This is a genomic window from Streptacidiphilus sp. PAMC 29251, from assembly GCF_054208735.2.
On sequence record NZ_CM135725.2, the window covers coordinates 2533196 to 2552138 of the forward strand.

The 18943-nt window shown below is 71.4% G+C and carries 20 protein-coding genes and 1 pseudogene; 2 read left to right on the plus strand and 19 right to left on the minus strand.

The window, feature by feature from the left end; genetic code table 11:
• Positions 1-41: 41 nt before the first annotated feature.
• The 5 genes from ACXKR8_RS11825 to ACXKR8_RS11845 form a co-directional block, all read right to left on the minus strand.
• The gene (locus ACXKR8_RS11825; RefSeq protein ID WP_458274956.1) at positions 42-917 is read right to left on the minus strand and encodes a carbohydrate ABC transporter permease; all 876 of its coding nucleotides are present in this window, start codon (positions 915-917) and stop codon (positions 42-44) included.
• Between the two features lie 25 nt (positions 918-942).
• Complete coding sequence (locus ACXKR8_RS11830; RefSeq protein ID WP_458272858.1) at positions 943-1899, minus strand: carbohydrate ABC transporter permease; 957 nt, start codon at positions 1897-1899, stop codon at positions 943-945.
• An 80-nt stretch (positions 1900-1979) separates the two neighbouring features.
• Positions 1980-3314, minus strand: coding sequence for an extracellular solute-binding protein (locus ACXKR8_RS11835; RefSeq protein WP_458272859.1), 1335 nt, complete (start codon positions 3312-3314; stop codon positions 1980-1982).
• Between the two features lie 276 nt (positions 3315-3590).
• Positions 3591-4604 (minus strand): LacI family DNA-binding transcriptional regulator, encoded by a 1014-nt coding sequence (locus ACXKR8_RS11840; protein WP_458272860.1) that lies wholly within the window; start codon positions 4602-4604, stop codon positions 3591-3593.
• 93 nt (positions 4605-4697) lie between these two features.
• Positions 4698-5564: a hypothetical protein gene (locus ACXKR8_RS11845; RefSeq protein ID WP_458272861.1), complete on the minus strand. Its 867-nt coding sequence runs from the start codon at positions 5562-5564 to the stop codon at positions 4698-4700.
• Positions 5565-5683: 119 nt separating this feature from the next.
• Here ACXKR8_RS11845 and ACXKR8_RS11850 point away from each other — a divergent pair, with 119 nt between their 5' ends.
• On the plus strand, positions 5684-6592 hold the full coding sequence (locus ACXKR8_RS11850) for an SMP-30/gluconolactonase/LRE family protein (RefSeq protein ID WP_458272862.1): 909 nt from the start codon (positions 5684-5686) through the stop codon (positions 6590-6592).
• Between the two features lie 22 nt (positions 6593-6614).
• On the opposite strand, the gene ACXKR8_RS11855 is transcribed toward ACXKR8_RS11850, so the two are convergent.
• From ACXKR8_RS11855 to ACXKR8_RS11885, 7 genes and pseudogenes are all read right to left on the minus strand, one after another.
• On the minus strand, positions 6615-7199 hold the full coding sequence (locus tag ACXKR8_RS11855) for a GTP-binding protein (RefSeq protein WP_458274957.1): 585 nt from the start codon (positions 7197-7199) through the stop codon (positions 6615-6617).
• Between the two features lie 62 nt (positions 7200-7261).
• Positions 7262-7867, minus strand: a complete 606-nt coding sequence (locus tag ACXKR8_RS11860) for a bestrophin-like domain (RefSeq protein ID WP_462100671.1) — start codon at positions 7865-7867, stop codon at positions 7262-7264.
• Between the two features lie 118 nt (positions 7868-7985).
• Positions 7986-8585, minus strand: a complete 600-nt coding sequence (locus ACXKR8_RS11865; protein WP_458272864.1) for a hypothetical protein — start codon at positions 8583-8585, stop codon at positions 7986-7988.
• 102 nt (positions 8586-8687) lie between these two features.
• A pseudogene (locus ACXKR8_RS11870) lies at positions 8688-9046 on the minus strand (DUF742 domain-containing protein).
• Positions 9047-9206: 160 nt separating this feature from the next.
• Positions 9207-9623: a roadblock/LC7 domain-containing protein gene (locus ACXKR8_RS11875; protein ID WP_458272866.1), complete on the minus strand. Its 417-nt coding sequence runs from the start codon at positions 9621-9623 to the stop codon at positions 9207-9209.
• Between the two features lie 1048 nt (positions 9624-10671).
• Positions 10672-12465: a sensor histidine kinase gene (locus ACXKR8_RS11880; protein ID WP_462100465.1), complete on the minus strand. Its 1794-nt coding sequence runs from the start codon at positions 12463-12465 to the stop codon at positions 10672-10674.
• A gap of 211 nt (positions 12466-12676) precedes the next feature.
• Positions 12677-13615, minus strand: a complete 939-nt coding sequence (locus ACXKR8_RS11885) for an alpha/beta fold hydrolase (RefSeq protein WP_458272868.1) — start codon at positions 13613-13615, stop codon at positions 12677-12679.
• 249 nt (positions 13616-13864) lie between these two features.
• Between ACXKR8_RS11885 and ACXKR8_RS11890 the strand changes: the two genes are divergently transcribed.
• A complete protein-coding gene (locus ACXKR8_RS11890) occupies positions 13865-15724 on the plus strand; it encodes an AMP-dependent synthetase/ligase (protein WP_458272869.1) in 1860 nt (619 codons plus the stop codon).
• A gap of 12 nt (positions 15725-15736) precedes the next feature.
• Here ACXKR8_RS11890 and ACXKR8_RS11895 read toward each other — a convergent pair whose 3' ends face one another.
• From ACXKR8_RS11895 to ACXKR8_RS11925, 7 genes are all read right to left on the minus strand, one after another.
• On the minus strand, positions 15737-16084 hold the full coding sequence (locus tag ACXKR8_RS11895; RefSeq protein ID WP_462100466.1) for a VOC family protein: 348 nt from the start codon (positions 16082-16084) through the stop codon (positions 15737-15739).
• Positions 16085-16109: 25 nt separating this feature from the next.
• Positions 16110-16709 carry an SGNH/GDSL hydrolase family protein gene (locus tag ACXKR8_RS11900; protein ID WP_462100672.1) on the minus strand — a complete coding sequence of 200 codons (600 nt, stop codon included), beginning with the start codon at positions 16707-16709 and terminating at the stop codon, positions 16110-16112.
• Positions 16613-16933, minus strand: a complete 321-nt coding sequence (locus ACXKR8_RS11905) for a hypothetical protein (protein WP_462100780.1) — start codon at positions 16931-16933, stop codon at positions 16613-16615. Before ACXKR8_RS11905 ends, ACXKR8_RS11900 begins: the two co-directional genes overlap by 97 nt.
• Positions 16934-17078: 145 nt before the next feature.
• Positions 17079-17495: a YjbQ family protein gene (locus ACXKR8_RS11910; RefSeq protein WP_458272872.1), complete on the minus strand. Its 417-nt coding sequence runs from the start codon at positions 17493-17495 to the stop codon at positions 17079-17081.
• Between the two features lie 60 nt (positions 17496-17555).
• On the minus strand, positions 17556-18071 hold the full coding sequence (locus ACXKR8_RS11915; RefSeq protein WP_462100673.1) for a M48 family metalloprotease: 516 nt from the start codon (positions 18069-18071) through the stop codon (positions 17556-17558).
• On the minus strand, positions 17974-18507 hold the full coding sequence (locus ACXKR8_RS11920; protein ID WP_462100467.1) for a hypothetical protein: 534 nt from the start codon (positions 18505-18507) through the stop codon (positions 17974-17976). Before ACXKR8_RS11920 ends, ACXKR8_RS11915 begins: the two co-directional genes overlap by 98 nt.
• A complete protein-coding gene (locus ACXKR8_RS11925; RefSeq protein WP_458272874.1) occupies positions 18504-18905 on the minus strand; it encodes a BlaI/MecI/CopY family transcriptional regulator in 402 nt (133 codons plus the stop codon). The genes ACXKR8_RS11920 and ACXKR8_RS11925 overlap by 4 nt, the downstream gene beginning before the upstream one ends.
• Positions 18906-18943: the final 38 nt, after the last annotated feature.

The window sequence follows — 18943 nt, forward strand, 5'->3', positions numbered from 1 at the left end:
GATCTGAGAGGAATGGCCGGATGCGGGAGGGGTCCGACGGGTCAGCCCTTGAGGCTGCCCGCGGTCAGTCCGGCCATGATGTTCCGCTGGAAGAAGAGGAAGAAGATGATCGTCGGCACCGCGGAGATGGCCGCGGCGGCGATCAGGACGTTCTCCGGAACTCCTTGGGAGAGTGAGTAGATGCCCGCGTTGAGCGTCTGCTTGGTGGGGTCGGACTCGACCAGCAGCGGCCAGAGGAAGTCCTTCCACACCGCCACCAGGGCGAAGATGGACACCACCGAGACGATCGGCCGCGACATCGGCAGCACGATCGACCAGAGGATCCGCAGCGGCCCCGCGCCGTCGATGCCGGCCGCGTCCATCAGCTCCTGCGGGATCGAGTCGAAGAACCGCTTCAGCAGGAAGATGTTGAAGGCGGCGGCCACGCTCGGGATCCAGATCGCCCAGGGTGTGTTCAGCAGGTTGATGTGGACGAACGGCAGGCTGATCGCGGTGAGGTACTGCGGGACGATCAGCACCATCGCCGGGATCATCAGCGTGGCGAGCATCGCGCCCAGGATGGCGTTGCCGAGGATCGGCCGCAGCTTGGAGAAGGCGTACGCCGCGGAGATGCAGAACACCAGTTGGAAGGCCAGCGCCCCGAAGGCGTAGATCAGGGTGTTCAGCAGCAGTTTGGAGAGGTTCAGCTGGGTCCAGGCCGTGTGGTAGGTGCTGGCCTGGACGTGGTGCGGGTAGAGCGTGGGCGGGTCCTGGATCGCCTCCTGGGTCGACTTCAGACCGCCCGAGACCATCATGTAGAGCGGGCCCAGGAAGACCAGGGTGAAGAGGAGGATGGTCAGCCCCAGCACGGACCAGTAGATGATCCGGCCGCGCGGGCGGTTGAGCTGGACCCGGGAGACCAGGGTGCGGGTACCCATGTCGGATGCGGTAGCCATGCTGACCTCACTGCTCTTCGACGCGGCTCATGAGCCACCGGTAGACAAGGGCGAAGACCACCAGCACCACGAGCAGGAGCAGCCCCAGCGCGGAGGCCGCGCCGTAGTTCCCGAAGTTGAAGGCGTACTGGTAGATCAGGTAGACGACGGTGGTGGTGGAGTTGTCCACGCCCTGGCCGCCGTTGGTGAGGACGAAGGGCTCCACGAAGACCTGCATCGTGGCGACGATCTGCAGCATCAGCAGCATCGAGAGGATGAGCCTGGTCTGAGGGATCGTCACATGCCAGATCCGGCGCAGGATGCCGGCCCCGTCGATCTCCGCGGCCTCGTACAGCTCACCGGGGATGCCCTGCAGCGAAGCGAGGTAGATCAGGGTCGCCCCGCCCATGTTCATCCAGGTGGAGGCGATCACGACCGCGATCATGGACATCTTCGGCGACTGCAGCCACGAGGAGGTGGGCAGGTGCGCCGCGTGCAGCAGGTGGTTGAACAGCCCGTAGTCGGGGTTGTAGAAGTACTGGAACAGCACCAGCGAGGCGACCGGCGGAAGCATCACCGGCAGGTAGACCAGTACCCGGAGGTAGCCGCGGGCGTGCCGGAACTCGTTCATCACGATGGCGATGAAGAAGGGCACCACATAGCCGAGCAGCAGCGCGAGGCCGGTGAACTCGGCGGTGTTCACCCAGGCCTGGCCGAAGCTGGGATCGTGCCAGACCTGGTTGAAGTTGTGCCAGCCCACCCAGTGGGTCTGGCCGAGCTTCTCCTTCTGGAAGCTCATGATGAACTCCCGGACCATGGGGTACCAGGAGAACAGGGCGAAGACGAGGACCGCGCCGATCAGGAACGCGTGGGCGGTGAGGTTCCGCTTGAGCTCCCGCACGAACGAGTCACGCTGGTTGTTCTTGTCGCGCCGGGGCTTGGGATCCGGATCGGTGCTGCTCTCCAGTACGGCGATCGCCGCCATCAGGGCTCCTGACAATGCCTGGACGGGGGCGGGGCGGCCGGTGCTGCGGCCGCCCCGCTTCGGTCGGGACCGGTTGAGGACTACTTGTTGGCGAGGACCTGGTTGACCTGGGTCTCCGCGGTGCTGAGCAGCTTGTTGATGTCAGCGTTGGGGTTGGTCAGCACGGCACCCATCGCGGTGTCCATGACCTTGTAGATGTCCTGGGCGTTGCCGGGCTCGTTGATGCCCGGGATCGCGGCGTCGATGAACGGCTTGTAGTTGCCGACCGGCATGGTGGCGTTGGTGGCCTTGAGCGCGTTGTCCGCGGCCAGCGAGGCGCCGGTGTAGAACTCCGGCTCGGGCAGGCCGACGGCCTGGCCGGTGGACTTGGCCCGGGCGTAGTTGAACTGGCCCTGGCCGCTGGTGAGGTAGAGGAAGTTCACCAGCTTGATGCCGGCCTTGATCTGGTCCGGGGTGTCCTTGACGTTGAACATCATGTCGTCACCGCCGGCCAGCGTGCCCTTGGCCGCGCCGCCGGTGCCGGGCATCGGGCCCATGCCGAAGTCCGAGTACTGGGCCTGGAAGGTCTGCACCATGTAGGTGATGTCGTCGGGCGCGGCGAGGTACATGCCGAGCTTGCCCGCCGCCATCTGCTTCTGCAGGTCGCCCCACTTGTACAGCTGGGTCTTGCCCATGGCGTTGTCCTTGAAGCGCAGGTCGTGCAGGTTCTGCAGCACGGCCTTGCCGGCGTCGCTGTTGAACGCGGCCGTCTTGCCGTCCGTGGACACGACCGGGGCGCCCTGGGCGTCCATCTCGGCGACGAAGTGCCAGCCGCCCTGGTTGCCGGCGCTGTAGTCGCCGTAGCCGCTGACGCCGCCGCCGAGTGCCTGGATCTTGGCGGCGTCGGTGGCGACGTCGGCCCAGGTGGTCGGCGGCTGGTCCGGGTTCAGGCCGGCCTGGGTGAACAGCTTGCGGTTGATGATGAGGCCCATCGCGTAGTTGGTACGCGGGATGCCGTACAGCTTGCCGTCCGACTTCTGGCCGTCGAGCACCGCCGGGGAGATGTCGTTGAGCGAGGGGACGGTGGTGGTGTTGACGTACTGGGTGATGTCCGCGGCCTGGCCCGAGTCCAGGACCTCCTGCTTGTCCGTGAAGTAGGTGTAGAAGACGTTCGGCTCGGTGTGGCCCTTGAGCGCGGCGGTGAACAGCGCCGGGGTCTCACAGGGGGACGTGTCGATGCTCTTCACGTTGATGTTCGGGTTGAGCTTCTCGAACGCGGCGATGTCGTCGAACCACTGCTTGCGCGGGATCGGCTTACTGGTGGGCGGCGCACAGTCGATGCTGATCGTGATCTTGCTGTCCGCCTTCGGCGCGGCGGTCTTGCTGGAGCTGCCGCAGGCGGCGGCGGTCAGGCCGACGGAGGCCGCGAGGAGCATCGCAGCGGTTCTACGGACGCGAGGACTGGTCAGCCGCTCACTGGTCATTGTGAGGACCCTTCTGGGTGGCAGGACTATCGGGAGGAAGTTCTGACTTGGTGTGGCGCGTGCCACTTAACCACTACGAGCAGATGACCACAATATGTCGACGGGAATTTGCAAGATTTCGACATGGTAACGAGAGGGCATGACAAAGGGGCCGGACGATTACCGTCCGACCCCTTGACATCGCACTGCGTACCGCGCTCGGCGGTCCAGGTTACATCTGACGCATCGTCAGTCCCGCGGGTTGACCGGCCCGGTCGACCCGCGGACCACCAGCTCCGGCTCGAAGAGCAGCTCGTCGTGGGTGACCCTGGCGCCGGCGATCTCGCTGGCCAGCAGGTCCACAGCGGCCCGGCCCATGGCCTCGATCGGCTGCCGGATCGTGGTCAGCGGCGGGTCGGTGCAGGTCATGAAGGACGAGTCGTCGTAGCCCACCACCGAGACGTCGCCCGGCACCGACAGGCCGGCCCGGCGCACCGCGCGGACCGCGCCCAGGGCGATCGGGTCGCTGGCGCAGATGATCCCGGTGACCCCGCGCTGCACCAGCCGTCCGGCCGCCACCTGGCCGCCCTCGAGCGAGAACAGCGCGTGCTCGATGTGCGCGTCCGGCAGTTCCACACCGGCCCTGGCCGCGGCCACCCGGGCGGCGGCCAGCTTGCGCCGGGACGGCACGTGGTCCGGCGTCGCCAGCACCAGGCCGATCTTCCGGTGGCCCAGCGAGACCAGGTGGCCCATCGCCTGCTCCACCGCCACCGCGTCGTCGCAGGAGACCTGGGGGAAGCCGAGGCCGTCTATGGCGGCGTTCAGCAGCACCGTGGGCAGCCCGCGCTGGGCAAGCCGCTCGTAGTGCTCGTGCGGGGAGTCGGCCTGGGCGTAGAGGCCGCCGAAGAAGACCACCCCGGACACGTGCTGCTGCAGCAGCAGCTCCACGTAGTCGGCCTCGGAGACCCCGCCCGCGGTCTGGGTGCACAGCACCGGGGTGAACCCCTGCTGGGCCAGGGCTCCGCCGACCACCTCGGCGAAGGCCGGGAAGATCGGGTTCTGCAGCTCCGGCAGGACCAGCCCGACCAGCCGCGAGCGCTCGCCGCGCAGTTGGGTCGGGCGCTCGTAGCCGAGCACGTCCAGCGCGGTCAGGACAGCGGTCCGGGTGTTCTCGGAGACGCCGGGCTTGTCATTGAGGACGCGGCTGACCGTCGCCTCGCTGACCCCGACTTTCTTCGCCACTTCAGCAAGTCGTCGTGTCATGCCCGCAAGTGTAAGTCACCAAGCGCAAACTGCTTACGGTCTTTTGCAAAGTTTCGACGGATTTTACCGAACCGGTGGTCCGAACCGGTGGTTTCAGGAGGGGCCCGCCAGCACGGCCTGCTCCGCCCGCTGCGCCGTGCACGGCGCGAGCAGCGGCGCGGTCCAGGCCGTGAGCACCCCCGCGTGGATACCCGCGAACAAGCACCCCGCCGAACCGCCGGAACCGATCGCCAGCACGATATCCCCTAATCCGCCGGACCGCTGCGGATAGCTCGCAGTCCACGGGGTTCCGTCCACCATCCTTGCCTCGGACATGAGTTGGCGTACGCCGTCGTCCCCGGCCGGTACGTTCCGCTGGGCCGGGGAGAGGCCGGTCAACCGCATCCCGAGACTGAGCAGCGCCGCCCGGCTGCTGTCGTCGTTCGACGTGCCGGTCGGGTTGCGGATCGCGGGCGCCTCGGCCGCACCGGGGCAGGCGACCTGCTGGTGCACCATGGCGCCCGGCACGGGCCCCAGGCTGTAGTGGTAGCAGCGCTGCACCGTGGTCAGGTGGTGGCCGCTCAGCACCCCGCTGGTGGCGCTCCCGTCCAGCCGCACGGTGAGCCCGGTCGGCGGGCTGTCCGGTGTCGCCGGGTACGCCACGTCGAGCAGGACCCCCTGCTCCGCGCGCACCGCGTTGGCGTAGAAGGCCTCCGGCACGTCGCCACCGCCCGGCGCGGGCAGCGTCCACAGCGCCGCCTGGAGCTGTGAGGCGCGGAAGTCGGCCATGGTGCCGGCCTGGGTGGAACGGTGCGGATCCTGGATCCAGCCGGCGATCTGACCCACCAGCACCAGCGAGAGGATGCTGGCCAGGAGCACCACGAAGCCCATGCCGTAGCGCCAGTGCACCCCTCCGCGCCGGGGCGTCCGCCCCTGCTCGTGCGTCTGTGTCGACAGGTCAGCCACGGCCTCGGTCACCATCTCCCCTCCACCCCCGGATGTGCCAATGCGGTGAAGAACTATTGTGAGCCCCACGCAGCAGGTTTATCGGCGATCGGACGAGACAATCTGCGTTCTTTCTCCGGAACAAGGGGTGCACCATGCCGCTGGAACTCGTCGACGACTGCCGCCTCGCCCTCGGCGAGGGCGTGGTGTGGGACGACCGCGCCGGCCGACTGTACTGGATCGGCATCGAGGACCGGCAGGTCAGGGTGCTCGATCCCGGTGGCAGCGCCGGTGGGGGCGAAGGTGGCGGCGGCAAGCCCGAGGTGCTGCCGCTGGACACCCGTCCGGGAACGATCGCACCCTACCGCGACGGCCTGATGCTGCTCGCCGTCGAGGCCGGGTTCGCCCTGCTCGACACCGCCACCGGGGTGCTGGAGCCCGTGGCGCCGGTGGAGGCGGACCGGCCCGGACGCCGGATGAACGACGGGAAGTGCGATCCCTACGGCCGGATGGTCGCCGGGACGATGACCCTGGACGAACCGCGCGCGGGCGGCCCGCTCTACCGGTTGGAGTACGACTCCGAGGGGAGGGCGCGGGTGGTCGTCCTGCGGGAGGGAATGCTGATCCCCAACGGCCTGGACTGGCCCGAGCCGGACCTGCTGTGGCACATCGACACCCCCACCCGCAGCATCCGGCTGTTCGACTACCCCGAGCACGGCCCGCTCGCGGATCCGGTGCGCAGCCTGGACGTCTCCGCACTCGGCGGCGACCCCGACGGGATGACCCTGGACGCCGAGGGGAACCTCTGGGTGGCGTTCTGGGGCGGCTCGGCGGTCCGCTGCCTCTCCCCCGAGGGCAGGCTGCTGGAGACCGTGGAGCTGCCCACCGGCAAGGTCACCAGTTGCGCCTTCGGCGGCCCGGCGTTGGACGTCCTCTACATCACCACCGCGGGCGGCGGCGCGGCGGACGCGGACCCGGGCGCGGGTTCGCTCTACCGCTATCCCGGGCTGGCCACGGGCCGCCCGGCCCGGGCCTGGGCCGGGCCCAGCGCGGGCCGAGAATAGCTGAAACAGCGTCAGGAGGACCTCAGGCGGGGCTGGTTGCCTCGAAGTCGGCCTGGCGCTCCTCCTCCTCGGCGACGGAGAGGGCCAGCTCCACCACCTCGACCAGGACGTCCCTGACCGAGCCGGTGGAGCGGGCGTCGCACTGGAGCAGCGGGATCCCCAGATCCAGGTCCAGCGCCGTGCGGACCTGGTCCAGCGGATAGGGGCGGGTGCCCTCGAAGCAGTTGACGGCGACCACGAAGGGGATCCCGCGCCGCTCGAAGTAGTCCACCGAGGGGAAGCACTCGTCCAGCCGCCGGGTGTCGGCGAGCACCACCGCACCCAGCGCGCCGACCGCCAACTCGTCCCAGATGAACCAGAACCGGTCCTGTCCGGGGGTTCCGAACAGGTACACCGCGAGGTCGCTGCGGATGTCGATCCGACCGAAGTCCATCGCCACGGTGGTGGTGGTCTTCGCCTCCACCCCCTCGGTCCGGTCCACCGGGCGTCCGACCTCGCTGAGCACCTCCTCGGTGCGCAGCGGCCGGATCTCGCTCACCGCCCCGACCAGCGTGGTCTTGCCCACCCCGAAACCGCCGGCGACCAGGATCTTCAGCGCGACGGGCATGTCGGGAGCGGGGCTCACCGGAGCTATGGATTCCACGCGCGGATCCTAGCCTGCGCGGATGGTCACCCAGAAGAGAGTTGGGCGAAGCGGGCCAGACTCTGGGTGTAGGCGACCGGGGTGACATGGATCGGCCCCACATAGGGGTGGGTCATGTGGAGCACCATGTAGATCCCGAATCCGACCACCGCGCCGACCAGGCCGAGGGCGATGGACTCCCGCAGATGGAAGGTGAGTCCGGCGATGGGGGCGTAGAGCAGCACCAGCAGCCCGGTGGCGATCAGGGCCGGGTAGAGCGGGGCCGGCAGCGAGGCCTGGGTGTCGGCCAGCCGGACCTGACGGGTGGTGTAGACGGTGTTGAGGTCGCTCAACTCCTGTGCCTTGACCGCGGGATCGGTCAGCGTCTCGACATGGGCCCGGACCGTGTCCAGGTCGTTCCAGGTGCTGGGGCTGGCGCTGCCGTGCTCCATGGTGGACCACTCGGTGCCGATCACCGAGGTCACATAGTCGCGCAGCAGCGGCCGGGTGGTCGGATCGGCGTCGGTGTAGGCCGCGTTGAGGGCGCGGGACTCGTCGAAGGTGTGCCCCCTGGCGGTGTTGAGGTTGGTCCAGGAGCCGGCGATCAGAAAGGCCGCGACCAGGATGAACGAGGAGAGTGAGGCGGACCCCAGGAAGCCGAGCGCACCCCTGAGAAGGTGCCCTCGCGGGAGCGGTGGGTACGGCCGAAGGCGGCCAGGATGCCGACCGCGGCGGCGGTTCCCAGCAGCGCGAAGAGAACGAACCCGAGGATCAACGGTGCCTCCCGAAAGCTTGGTTGACGATGCTCGCGCCCGCGCAGATCAGGGCGGGCAGGGTGATGGCGACAAAGACGAAACTGGCCTCGGGCGCACCGGTGGGCGTGGCCACGGCGGTGTCCACGATGACCTTGGGCGGCGCGGTGGTGGCGTGCACGGCGGCCGGCGGCGGCGGGCTGGGCAGCACCGCCCGCGGATGCGGCGCGGGGGGCGGTGGCGGGGGCGTCCGGTGCGGCACCAGGTGGACCACCTGCGGCGCGGGATGCGGATGCGGGGTGGGGTGGGGGGTCGGGTGCGGGGTGGGATGCGGTTTCGGGGTGGGGTGCGGCTTCGGGGCCGGCGCGGGCGGCGGCGTGGGCTGCGGCACCGGCTTGGTGACGGTGCAGTGCGGGAACGGCGGGAACGGCGGGAACGAGGGGAACCAGGTGGGCGGCGGACCCCCGTGCGGCAGCGGTGGCGGGGGCGGGACGGGCGGGGGCGGCGGGATGTGACAGTGCCCCCAGTGGTGCGGGGGCCAGTGGTGGTGGGCCCAGAGCTGGGGGGCCGGGGCCAGGTCGGATGCCGACGCCCATGGGGCCCCTGTGATTCGTGCCATGTGCTGGTGAGTGCCCTGACCAGTGCGTCGCCAACGCACAGGAAGGCAAACTCACCCGACTGAGTGGTAATCAGTCGAACACTCACTCGTTTTGACGGATCATCAGAGCGCGCGGAGGCCCCGGATCACTTCCCGGAGCACAGTGGTGTCAGGGAGCAGCGCGGTCGGCACCGGACGGCTGACCCGGATCAGCTCCGCCTCCATCAGATCCCGAGCAGGATCCGCACCACACCGAGCGGCAGGTCCGTGCCGGCGGCGACCTCGGCGACCGAGAGCGGCCGCTCCCGGACCAGGCCGAGGATCGCCTGGTGCTCCGGGTCGTCCGCGCCCTCGGCGCCGTCCGGGTCGGCCAGTCCGGTGCGGTCGACCGCGACGATCTGGGCGATCACGTCGAAGACGGCGCCCTCGGCGTGCCGGGTCCGGCCCCGGGTCAGCGTGTACGGACGGACCAGCTGGGACAGCTCGGCGTCCTCGGCCGCCCACTCGTCCGCCGCCCGGTCCCCGTCGCGGTCCGGGCCGTGGGCGTAGGCGTCGGCCCGTGGGTGCGGCGTTCCGACGTGGCCCAGTCCTGTGTGCCGTCATAGATCCCGTCCGGCCCGGACGGGTCCCCCGTGGCGGCGTTCACCGGGCCGTGGGCAGGCCCGCCCGGGGCTCACTGCCCAGGTGCTCACCGACGCGCTTGACCAGCAGCGCCATCTCGTACGCGACCAGGCCGACATCGGCCTCCGCCTCGCTCAGCACCGCCATGCAGCTGCCGTCGCCGGCGGCGGTGACAAAGAGGAAGGCCAGGTCGAGCTCGATCATGGTCTGCCGCACCCCGCCGGCCTTGAAGTGCCGGCTCGCGCCCTTGGCCAGGCTGTGGAAGCCGGACGCGACCGCGGCCAGGTGCTCCGCGTCCTCGCGGGTCAGCCCGGCGGAGGCGCCGGTGGCCAGGCCGTCGCTGGACAGCACCACCGCGTGCCGCACCTCCGGAACCCGGCGGACCAGGTCGTCCAGCAGCCAGTTGAGATCTCCGGTGGGCTTGGTCGCCAGGGTCATCGGACGTTTCCTTTCGCTGAGGGATCCGCGCCGCCGCCCGGGCGGGCGGCGGGTACAGCGTCGACGGGCGCCGCGGGGGCGGCCGGGGCAGAGGTTGTGGCAGCGCCGGGTGCCGTCGGGAGCGGGGTGGCCCGGCCGCGGCTCAGTCCGCGCTGGAACGAGGAGAAGGTGGCCCGCACCTCCTCGGGCGAGCGCTCCCGAGGGGCCTGCTCGTCCGCCACCGGGTGCCCGCTGTGGTCCTCGGCACCCGGCTCCGGCTCGGCGGCGGCCCGGAGCTGCGGGGCGAGGTTCGCCTGCCGCACCCGTCGCGGCAGCAGCGGCGCCGGGGCCTGCGACGCGAGCGACTGCGACGTGGCGGGCGGCGTCGCCGCGAACGGCCCGGTCGGCACCGGCACCGCGCGGGCGCCCGGCGCGGGCGGCGGGGCGGGCACCGCGCGGGCACCCGGCACCGGCGGGGCAGCCACAGCGCCTCGCGCCGGGTTGGCGCTCCGCGCGGGGGCGGAGGCCGTGGCCGGAGCGGGCCTGGGCTCGGGGTCGGCGCCCGGAGCGAGACCCGGGGTGGGCGTCGCCGCAGGCGGGTTGCGGCGGATCTGCAGTTCCCGGGTCGTCTCCATCCCGACCTCGCGACCCGCGACCTCGCGACCCGCGACCTCGCGACCCCCGCCCTCGCGCGCCGCCAAGTAGCTGTCGGCCCGTGAGGTCAGCACCGGCGGCCGACGGCGGGGCAGCGCGGCAACGCCCTGTTCCCCGTCCTCCCCGTCCAGTACGACCTCCAGCGGCGGGATCGGCGCGGCATGGCGCGGCCCCCGGCCCTGTCCGGGCCCGAGGCCGGACCCGCCGGACCCGCCGGAGGTGAGCTCGCGTCCGGCCCGCTGCCGGTTGACCGGCAGCCCCTGCTCGGCGGGGTCGCCGGCCCCGGCCGCGTCGCCGGGACGCGCGGTGACCGCCGCCAGCAGCTCGCGCGGCAGCAGCACCACCGCGGTGGTCCCGCCGTACGGGGAGCGCCGCAGCGACACCTGGACGCCGTGCCGGGCGCTCAGCCTGCTGATCACGAACAGGCCCAGCCGGTCGGTGTCGGCGAGGTCGAAGTCGCCGCCGGTCGCCAGCCGGGTGTTCGCGGCCGCCATCGCCTCCTCGCCCATGCCGAGGCCGCGGTCGTCGATCTCCAGCACGAAGCCGTTGGCCACCTCCTCGCCCTGACCCTGACCTGGGTGTGCGGCGGGGAGAACACCGCCGCGTTCTCCACCAGTTCGGCCACCAGGTGGACGATGTCGGACACCGCGCCGCCGATCACCGCGACCGGCGGCATCCGGTGCACCCTGACCCTGGCGTAGTCCTCGACCTCGCCGACCGCTGCCCTGACCACGTCCAGGATCCGCACGGGCCGGCGCCAGTTCCGGCCCGGGGCCGAACCGGAGAGGATGATCAGGCCCTCGGCGTGACGCCGCATCCGGGTGGTGAGGTGGTCGAGCCGGAACAGGTCCTCCAGCTCGTCCGGGTCGTCCGCGCGGCGCTCCATCTCGTCCAGCAGGGTCAACTGCCGGTGCAGCAGCGCCTGGCTGCGGCGGGCCAGGTTGACGAAGACGGCGGCGATGCCGCGGCGCAGCTCGGCCTGTTCCACCGCCGCCTCCAGGGCGGACCGTTGGACGGCGTTGAAGGCCCGGCTGACCTGGGCGATCTCGTCCCGGTCGGCGGCGCTCACGGCGACCTCCCGCACCTCGGCGGTGAGGTCCACCCGTTCGCCCTCGCGCAGCCGCCGCATCACGTCCGGCAGCCCCACCCCGGCCAGGTCGAAGGCGGAGTCGCGCAGCCCGGTCAGCTCGCGGACCAGGCGGCGGCCGATGCTCAGCGACAGCAGCACCGAGAACAGCACCGCGAGCAGGCCGGCCACACCGGCCCAGACGTCCCGCCAGATGACGCCCATGGCATAGGACTTGGCGCGGGCGCCGGCCAGCGTGGCGGCCTGGAAGGAGATGGCGCTGAGCTGGGTGAGGGTGGTGTTGAAGGTGGTCTGCCACTTGGCGCCGTCGATCCGCTGGGCGGCGTGCGCCTGGCCGAGGCCGCCGGCCGACGTCTCCAGGCTGGCGAGGTCGCCGTACACCGGGCCGTTGAGGAAGTCCGCGTAGAGCTTGGCCTCCGGCGCGGGCAGCTGGGACTGGTGCGTCTGGAACAGCAACTGCTCGCCCTTGCTGCTGGCCAGGAAGGTCTGGTAGTCCATCTGCGAGAAGCCGCCGGCCGAGCGCGCCCCGTACATCAGGGCGTCCTCGCGGGAGATGTACTCGCGGGCCCGGGTCAGCTCGATCAGGTTCCCGGCCTCACGGGTGAGGTCCCCGGCCTGGACGTCGCTCAGCTGCACCCGGAGGTCGAAGAACGGCGTCTGGGCGTCGGTGTAGTCCTGGTAGGTGTTGAGCCAGCCGATCCGGGGGTCGGCGGCCTCGCTCCGCAGCGCGGGCAGCCGGCCGATCTGCGCGACGACGGCCTTGACCGCGGTCTGCTGATTCGTGCTCAGCCCGTTGAACTTGCCGTTGTCGGCGGCATGGGCGCGAATCACCACAGCCGCCTTGTCGGTGGCGACCTCGGCCGCGTGCAGGGTGTCGAGATTGCCCTTGCCGACCGGGGAGGCGGCATAGGTGACCGCGGCGAGGCGCTCGTCCTGGAGCGCGCGGGCGAGGTCGTCGGAGGGATTGCCGAACCAGCGGTAGTCGGTGCTGACCTGGATCAGGCCCCAGACCTGGTTCACGCTGGTGGCCGTGTTGTAGCCCCACAGGCCGGTCAGTGAGGCCAGCGGTACCAGGAGCAGCGCGATGATCCTCGCGCGAACTGACCTGCTGCGAAAGCGCATGGGCTCCTCCGGGCCGACCGCAAGGGGTGCACGCGGGGGCGGACGCGATTGTCTGGCGGGGACGGCAGGAGCAGGTTCAGGGTGGACCCTGCCGAGAGTTGGGCGAGAGCCTACTACCTGTGGGCGTGCCAGTTCGAGCCTCGGCGGATCGTACGTAAATGGCCGGACTGCACACCTTTTACTCCGCCTTCTACTCCGCCACGGCCTCCCCTTACTCCGCCACAGCCTCCTCCGACACTGCCTGCGCGCAGAGTTCGCGCAGCGGCGAGAGCACCGCCTCGGGGCGCTCCAGCAGCAGCATGTGGCCGCAGCCCGGCTCCACCCGGAGCCGCGCGTCCGGCAGTTCCTGGACCAGGCGGCGGCTGTGCGCCACCGGCGTGAGCCGGTCCAGGGTGCCGACCACGACCTCGACCGGCAGCGGCCGAAGCGCGTCCAGCGCACCGGCCTTGTCGTGCAGCATCAGCGCCGGGAACCAGTCGGCGACGGCCGCCATCGGGCAGCCGTGGATCATCCGCGCCCCGGCCAGGACCGCCTCGCTGCTCGCGCCCGGGCCGTAGAGGTAGCGCTTGACCAGGTACGGGTTGAGCCGCCCTGACGGTCCCGGCAGCCGGGTGCGGATCCGCTCCGAGCGCTCGACCGTCCGCGAGCAGTAGCCGAAGAACGCCGACTCGACGTGCCCGAGGGCGCGCGCCCGCAGCGGGACGTCCTTGCGTCCGCGCGGGTCCAGGCGGCCGGCCGAGGTGCTGGTGAGCAGCACCCCGCGGACCCGCTCGGCGACCAGCCCGGGGCGGCCCGCGGCCAGCGCCATGATCGTCATCCCGCCCATCGAGTGCCCGCCGAGGACCAGCGGACCGGTGGGTGCGAGCTGCCCGATGACCGCGGCGAGATCCTCGCCGAGCAGGTCGATGCTCCACGGACGGGTGCTGCCGCCGGTCGAACGGCCGTGGCCGCGCTGGTCGTAGCGCACCACCCGCACTCCCCCGTCGGCGGCCAGCGCCCGCGCGTGCTGCTCCCAGGCGCTCGCGTCCAGGGTCCAGCCATGGGCCAGGACCAGGGTGACCGGGGCGTCGTCGGGCCCGTCGACATACGCGGCGAGTGCCGCTCCGTCAACGGCGGTGACAGTGGCGGTGACAGCGGCGGTGTCGGCCATGGGCTGCTTCCTTGCCTGGGCGGGGTGAACCTTACCGAACAGTAAGTTATGGTGGCCCGGAGGCTCCGTCAACACCCCCGTCAACACCGTTGACCGCACCTCTGACCACATCCGTCCATCCGTGGCCAACCTGTACCTTTTCGTGCGGATCGGGTGGAGATCGGCAGACACCCTGGTCGCCTGGTTAACCGTCCGGTAACTTGCGGAGTCCGGCCGCGACGAGGCGGCCGCACCGAGAGGAGCCTGACCGTGCGGGAGTTCTCGGTACCGGCGCTGGCAGCGCCGGTGACCAGCGGCGGGCTGGCGGACTCGGTGTTCGACATCGCCGAGGCCACACCCGAACTGGTGCAGCTCTCCCGCCGCACCGAGGACGGCGGCTGGCGCGAGGTCAGCGCACTGGAATTCCGGGACGAGGTGCTGGCCACCGCCAAGGGCCTGCTGCACCAGGGAGTCCGCTACGGCGACCGGGTCGGACTGATGTCCCGCACCCGCTACGAGTGGACCGTGCTGGACTACGCGCTGTGGACCATCGGCGCGCAACCCGTCCCGATCTACCCCACCTCGTCCGCCGAGCAGGTCCGCTGGATCCTGGCCGACTCACGCGCCGTGGCCTGCGTCGTCGAGCACGAGGACCATGTGATGACGGTCGGCTCGGTCTGCGACGCCCTGCCGCAACTGCGCAGCATCTGGCAGCTGGACGCGGGCGCGCTGCGGATGCTGGCGCTGGCCGGCCGCGGCGTCCCGGACGAGCTGGTGCAGCGGCACCGGCAGGCGGTGTCGCCCGAATCGGTGGCCACCATCGTCTACACCTCGGGCACCACCGGACGCCCCAAGGGCTGCGTGCTCTCGCACGGCAACTTCACCGCCGAGACCGACAATCTGGTGGCGCGCTACAGCCATGTCTTCCGCAACAACGAGAGCGAGCAGCCCAGCACCCTGCTGTTCCTGCCGCTCGCCCATGTCTTCGGCCGGATGGTGCAGGTCGCCGCGCTGCGCGCCGGGGTGCGATTGGCGCACGAGCCGAGCCTGGCCCCGTCCGAGCTGATGCCCGCCCTCGCCGCCGTGCAGCCCACCTTCATCCTGGCCGTGCCGTACATCTTCGAGAAGCTGATGCAGCGGGCCCGCGAGTCGGCCGAGGAGTCCGGGAAGCTGGGCCCGTTCGAGAAGGCGGTGGAGGCGGCCGTCCGCTACGCCGCCGCGCAGGAGCGGCAGGCGTTCGGCGACGGGCCCGGGCCCAGCGCGGCCCAGCGGATCCAGCACCAGGTCTACGACCGGCTGGTCTACAGCAAGGTCCGCGCCGCCCTCGGCGGCCGGGTCCGGCACGCCATGTCCGGCGGCTCGGCGATGAACCGCGACCTCGGGCTGTTCTTCGCCGGCGCCGGGATCACCGTGTACGAGGGCTACGGCCTGACCGAGAGCACCGCCGCCGCCACCGCCAACCCGCCGGACCGCCCGCGCTTCGGCACGGTCGGCCACCCGGTCCCCGGCACCACCGTGGCGCTGGGCGAGGACGGCGAGGTCTGGATCAGGGGCGGCCAGGTGTTCCAGGGCTACCTGGACGACCCGGAGGCAACCGGGTTGACGGTGCGTCAAGGCTGGCTGGCCACTGGGGATCTGGGCCATCTGGACGCCGACGGCTACCTGACCATCACCGGTCGCAAGAAGGAGATCATCGTCACCAGCAGCGGCAAGAGCATCGCCCCCGCCGTGCTGGAGGACCGGATCCGGGCGCACCCACTGGTCGCCCACTGCATGCTGGTCGGCGACAACCGCCCGTTCGTCGGCGCGCTGCTGGCGCTGGACACCCAGGCACTGGCCTACTGGCAGCAGCGCCGGGGCAAACCCCTCACCAGCGACGGCGACCTGCGGTCCGACCCGGATCTGCGGGCGGAGCTCCAGCGCGCCATCGTCGCCGCCAACACCGCGGTCTCCCGGGCCGAGTCGATCCGCGCCTTCCGGATCCTCCCGGGCGAGTTCACCGAGGCCAGGGGCCTGCTGACACCCTCGCTCAAACTCCGCCGGCGCGCCGTCGCCAGCACCTACGCCGACGACATCGACAGCCTCTACACCGAGGCGGCGGCAGCCTCCTCGTCCTCGTCGGCCCTGTAGACCACCTCCAGCTCAAAGCCCTGACTGTCCGTCAGATGCAGCGCCTGCCCGGTGTCCGTCCGCTCGGCCCAGCCGGCCGCGAGCGCCGCCGTCCGCACCGGCTCGCGCGGGCCGCGCACCGCGAAGATGGTTGATCCCGGCCCGCAACCGGTCATGGCCGCCGTCCCGCAGCGCGGGCGACTGCTCGATCACCACATAGCTGCCGTCGCGCCGCCAGCTGCGGCCGTTCGCCCAGCTCTGGTACAGCTCGCAACCGAGGGCGAGCAGCACCGGGGACCACTGCCGCTCAGCGGTGGCCAGGTCGTCCATCCATAGTTCGACGTGGTGGATGAACGCCTGGCCCCGCTGCTGGTCCGTCATGCAGGCCAGGCTAGCCGCGGAGCGGTCAGCCCGCCGCCGAGGTGAAGCCGGGCAGGTAGCCGCCGGACTGGCCGGCCGCCGTGGGGTGGTAGGACTCGTCGATCGGCAGGGTGGTGCTGTGCAGCCAGGGGCTGCTGGAGCAGATCTCGTGCCCGGTGAAGGCCCCGCGCACGTCCACGAAGCTGAAGCCGGCGTTGGCCGCGCGCTTGGCGATCACACCGTCCAGCTGGTCGGCCGCGCCGTTGACCGCGTTGCGGGAGGTGTCGCTGATTGCCGAACAGGCAGCTCCCCGGCACCTGGTAGAGGTGCGGGTAGTCGAGCACCACCACATGCGCGTTGGGGCGTGCGCGCGGATGGCGGCGTAGGTGGAGTCGAGCTTGGCCGCCAACGGCCCGTTGATGTAGGTCTCGGCCGTGGCCACCGCGCTCTGGCAGGCGCTGGTGCCTTCGAGCACACAGGTCTCCATGGTGTTGGTGAACCCGGCGTCGTTGCCGCCGATGCTGATGCTGACCAGCCCGGTGGAGCTGTTCAGCCCGGCCAGCTGCCCGCTGAGCACGTCCGCCGTGGTGGCGCCCGAGCAGGCCGCGAAGGTGAACGAGGACGGGCTGTGCGCCGCCTGCCACAGGTAGGGTACGACTTGGTGCTGCGGTCGCAGTCGCCGCCGGAGCTGAGATAGCTCCCGGCGCCGACCCCGGAGGAGTACGAGTCCCCCAGGGCGGCGTAGCCGGGCTCGGACGCGCCGACCGGTGCGGCGGCTGCGACACCGGCCAGGGTGAGGCCGGCTGCGGCGACGATCGTGCCGAGGGTACGGGTGGTCCTGCGGAGCGGGCGCGCGCTGGGTGGGCGCATGATGCCTCCACGGCTCGTGAGTGACGCGCGGTGTGATGCGCGCCACTAGATGTATACCGGTCAGTAACCACCGCCGACAGTGTTCATGCCATGAAATCTCAACGACTTCGCCCAGCAGAAGTCACTGTGTGTCAGCTGAGTCGTGTCAGCTGAGGAACGACAGCCGCACGGTCCGCCGCGGGTTGTCCCGGTTGGTGTCGATCAGCACCACCGACTGCCAGGTGCCCAGCGCCAGTTGACCCCCGATCACCGGAAGGGTCGCATGCGGCGCGACCAGCCCGGGCAGCACGTGGTCCCGCCCGTGCCCGGGGCTGCCGTGCCGGTGCTGCCAGCGGTCGTCCCCCGGCAGCAGTTCGCGCAGCGCGGCCAGCAGGTCGTCGTCGCTGCCCGCGCCGGTCTCGATCACGGCGATCCCCGCCGTGGCGTGCGGGACGAACACATTGAGCAGCCCGTCCCGTCCGGGGGCGACGTCGCGCAGAAAGGCGTCGCAGCGCTCGGTGATGTCCAGCGCCGATTCCCTGGCGCCGGTGGTGAGGTCGAAAGTCAGCGTCTCAAAGGCCATGCCCCCATCCTCACCCGTCCCGCGCCCGCTACCCCTGCGGCTGGCCGTGCCCCCCTACTCCTACCCCTGGCCCTGGCCCTGCCCCTGTTGGGCCACCTCGACCTGGGCGTGCAGATCCGTCGCCGCGTCCAGCGCCGTGCCCAGCGACAGCGCCAGCACCCCGACCAGCAGCGCCGCCGTCAGCGCGGAACGCCCCCTGGCCCGGCCCGGCGCCGCGCCCAGCAGCGCGGCCACCCGGCGCGGCACCGGGCCCGCGGCCATCCGCAGCGGCGTACTGCCGCCGCCGGCCAGCGCCGCCCGGCCGATCGCGCGGGCGACCAGCCGCCGGTCCGCGACCGAGGCCGCGGCCGCCTCGTCCGCCCAGCGCTCGACCGCGTAGGCGGCCCCGTCCCGCAGTGGGCGCAGCAGCGGGTGCAGCGCGGTGGTGAGGTCCGCGAGCAGCAGGAAGCGGTGGTGACCCGCGGTCAGATGGGTGCGTTCATGAGCGAGCAGCACGGTCAGCTCGGCCGGGGTCAGCGCCCGCAGCATCGCACTGGTGACCACGATCCGCCCGGACCGCCGCAGCCCGCCGGGCAGCGCATAGGCGTCCGGAACCTCGTCCGGCAGCACGACCAGCTCCGCGCCGGCCCGGTCGTCCAAGCCGACCAGCGACCAGGCCGCCCGCTCCCCGCCGGTACCGGAGCAGCACCCGCGCCGCCCGCACCACGAGCACCAGCAGCAGCACCCCGGCCGCCGCGCCCACCGGCACCACCGCGGCCGGGGCGAGATGCCGGGCGAACGGCAGCTCCAGATGCCCCATCGCCGCCACGAACCGCAGATGCAGCAGCGCCGACAGCGCAAGCAGCCCCAGCGCGACCGCCCCGGCCCCGGCCAGCCCGACCGCGGTGGCGGTGAGCAGCCAGGCGGCCAACCTCGGCGGCAGCCGGTCCGGCAGCGAACGGACCGACGGCAGCGCCAGCAGCGGCGCGGCCAGCAGCGGCAGCAGCAGCGGTGCCCAGATGGCGAACCTCACGCTCCATCACCTTTCTCGGTCCCGTCGGCCCCGCTGTCGTTCAGCAGACTCCGCAGCAGCCGCTCGTCGTCCTGGCTGAGCCCGGAGACGAAGCGGGCCAGCACGGTCTGCCGGTCGGTCTCCTTCTCCAGCTCCGAGCGCATCCGCCGGGCCGCGAGCCCCGGCGCGTCCTGCGCTTCCTGCGCGGGCGCGTACGCGAAGGCGCGCCCGACACGCGTGCGCACCAGCACGCCCTTGCCGTGCAGCCGGGTCAGAATGGTGTTGACCGTGGTCCTGGCCAGGTCGCCGCCGAGGGCATGCTGAATAGCCGCCGGGGCGAGCGGCGCGTCGGCCGCCCAGAGGACGGCGAGAACCCCTGCTTCCAGCTCGCCGGGGTGGCGGCGCTGCGGCCCGATCATGGGCTGATCACCGACAAGGGACTCCTGCCTCCGACCGA

Coding starts and splice junctions, on each gene's coding strand:
- ACXKR8_RS11875 (WP_458272866.1), bottom strand. CDS start 9,623: ATGACCCTGGCGACCAAGCCCACCGGAGATCTCAACTGGCTGCTGGAC.
- ACXKR8_RS11855 (WP_458274957.1), bottom strand. CDS start 7,199: ATGCCCGTCGCGCTGAAGATCCTGGTCGCCGGCGGTTTCGGGGTGGGC.
- ACXKR8_RS11895 (WP_462100466.1), bottom strand. CDS start 16,084: ATGACGGACCAGCAGCGGGGCCAGGCGTTCATCCACCACGTCGAACTA.
- ACXKR8_RS11910 (WP_458272872.1), bottom strand. CDS start 17,495: ATGGCCTTTGAGACGCTGACTTTCGACCTCACCACCGGCGCCAGGGAA.
- ACXKR8_RS11925 (WP_458272874.1), bottom strand. CDS start 18,905: ATGATCGGGCCGCAGCGCCGCCACCCCGGCGAGCTGGAAGCAGGGGTT.
- ACXKR8_RS11845 (WP_458272861.1), bottom strand. CDS start 5,564: ATGGTGACCGAGGCCGTGGCTGACCTGTCGACACAGACGCACGAGCAG.
- ACXKR8_RS11840 (WP_458272860.1), bottom strand. CDS start 4,604: ATGACACGACGACTTGCTGAAGTGGCGAAGAAAGTCGGGGTCAGCGAG.
- ACXKR8_RS11830 (WP_458272858.1), bottom strand. CDS start 1,899: ATGGCGGCGATCGCCGTACTGGAGAGCAGCACCGATCCGGATCCCAAG.
- ACXKR8_RS11905 (WP_462100780.1), bottom strand. CDS start 16,933: ATGCGCCCACCCAGCGCGCGCCCGCTCCGCAGGACCACCCGTACCCTC.
- ACXKR8_RS11825 (WP_458274956.1), bottom strand. CDS start 917: ATGGGTACCCGCACCCTGGTCTCCCGGGTCCAGCTCAACCGCCCGCGC.
- ACXKR8_RS11850 (WP_458272862.1), top strand. CDS start 5,684: ATGCCGCTGGAACTCGTCGACGACTGCCGCCTCGCCCTCGGCGAGGGC.
- ACXKR8_RS11885 (WP_458272868.1), bottom strand. CDS start 13,615: ATGGCCGACACCGCCGCTGTCACCGCCACTGTCACCGCCGTTGACGGA.
- ACXKR8_RS11865 (WP_458272864.1), bottom strand. CDS start 8,585: ATGGCACGAATCACAGGGGCCCCATGGGCGTCGGCATCCGACCTGGCC.
- ACXKR8_RS11880 (WP_462100465.1), bottom strand. CDS start 12,465: ATGCGCTTTCGCAGCAGGTCAGTTCGCGCGAGGATCATCGCGCTGCTC.
- ACXKR8_RS11835 (WP_458272859.1), bottom strand. CDS start 3,314: ATGCTCCTCGCGGCCTCCGTCGGCCTGACCGCCGCCGCCTGCGGCAGC.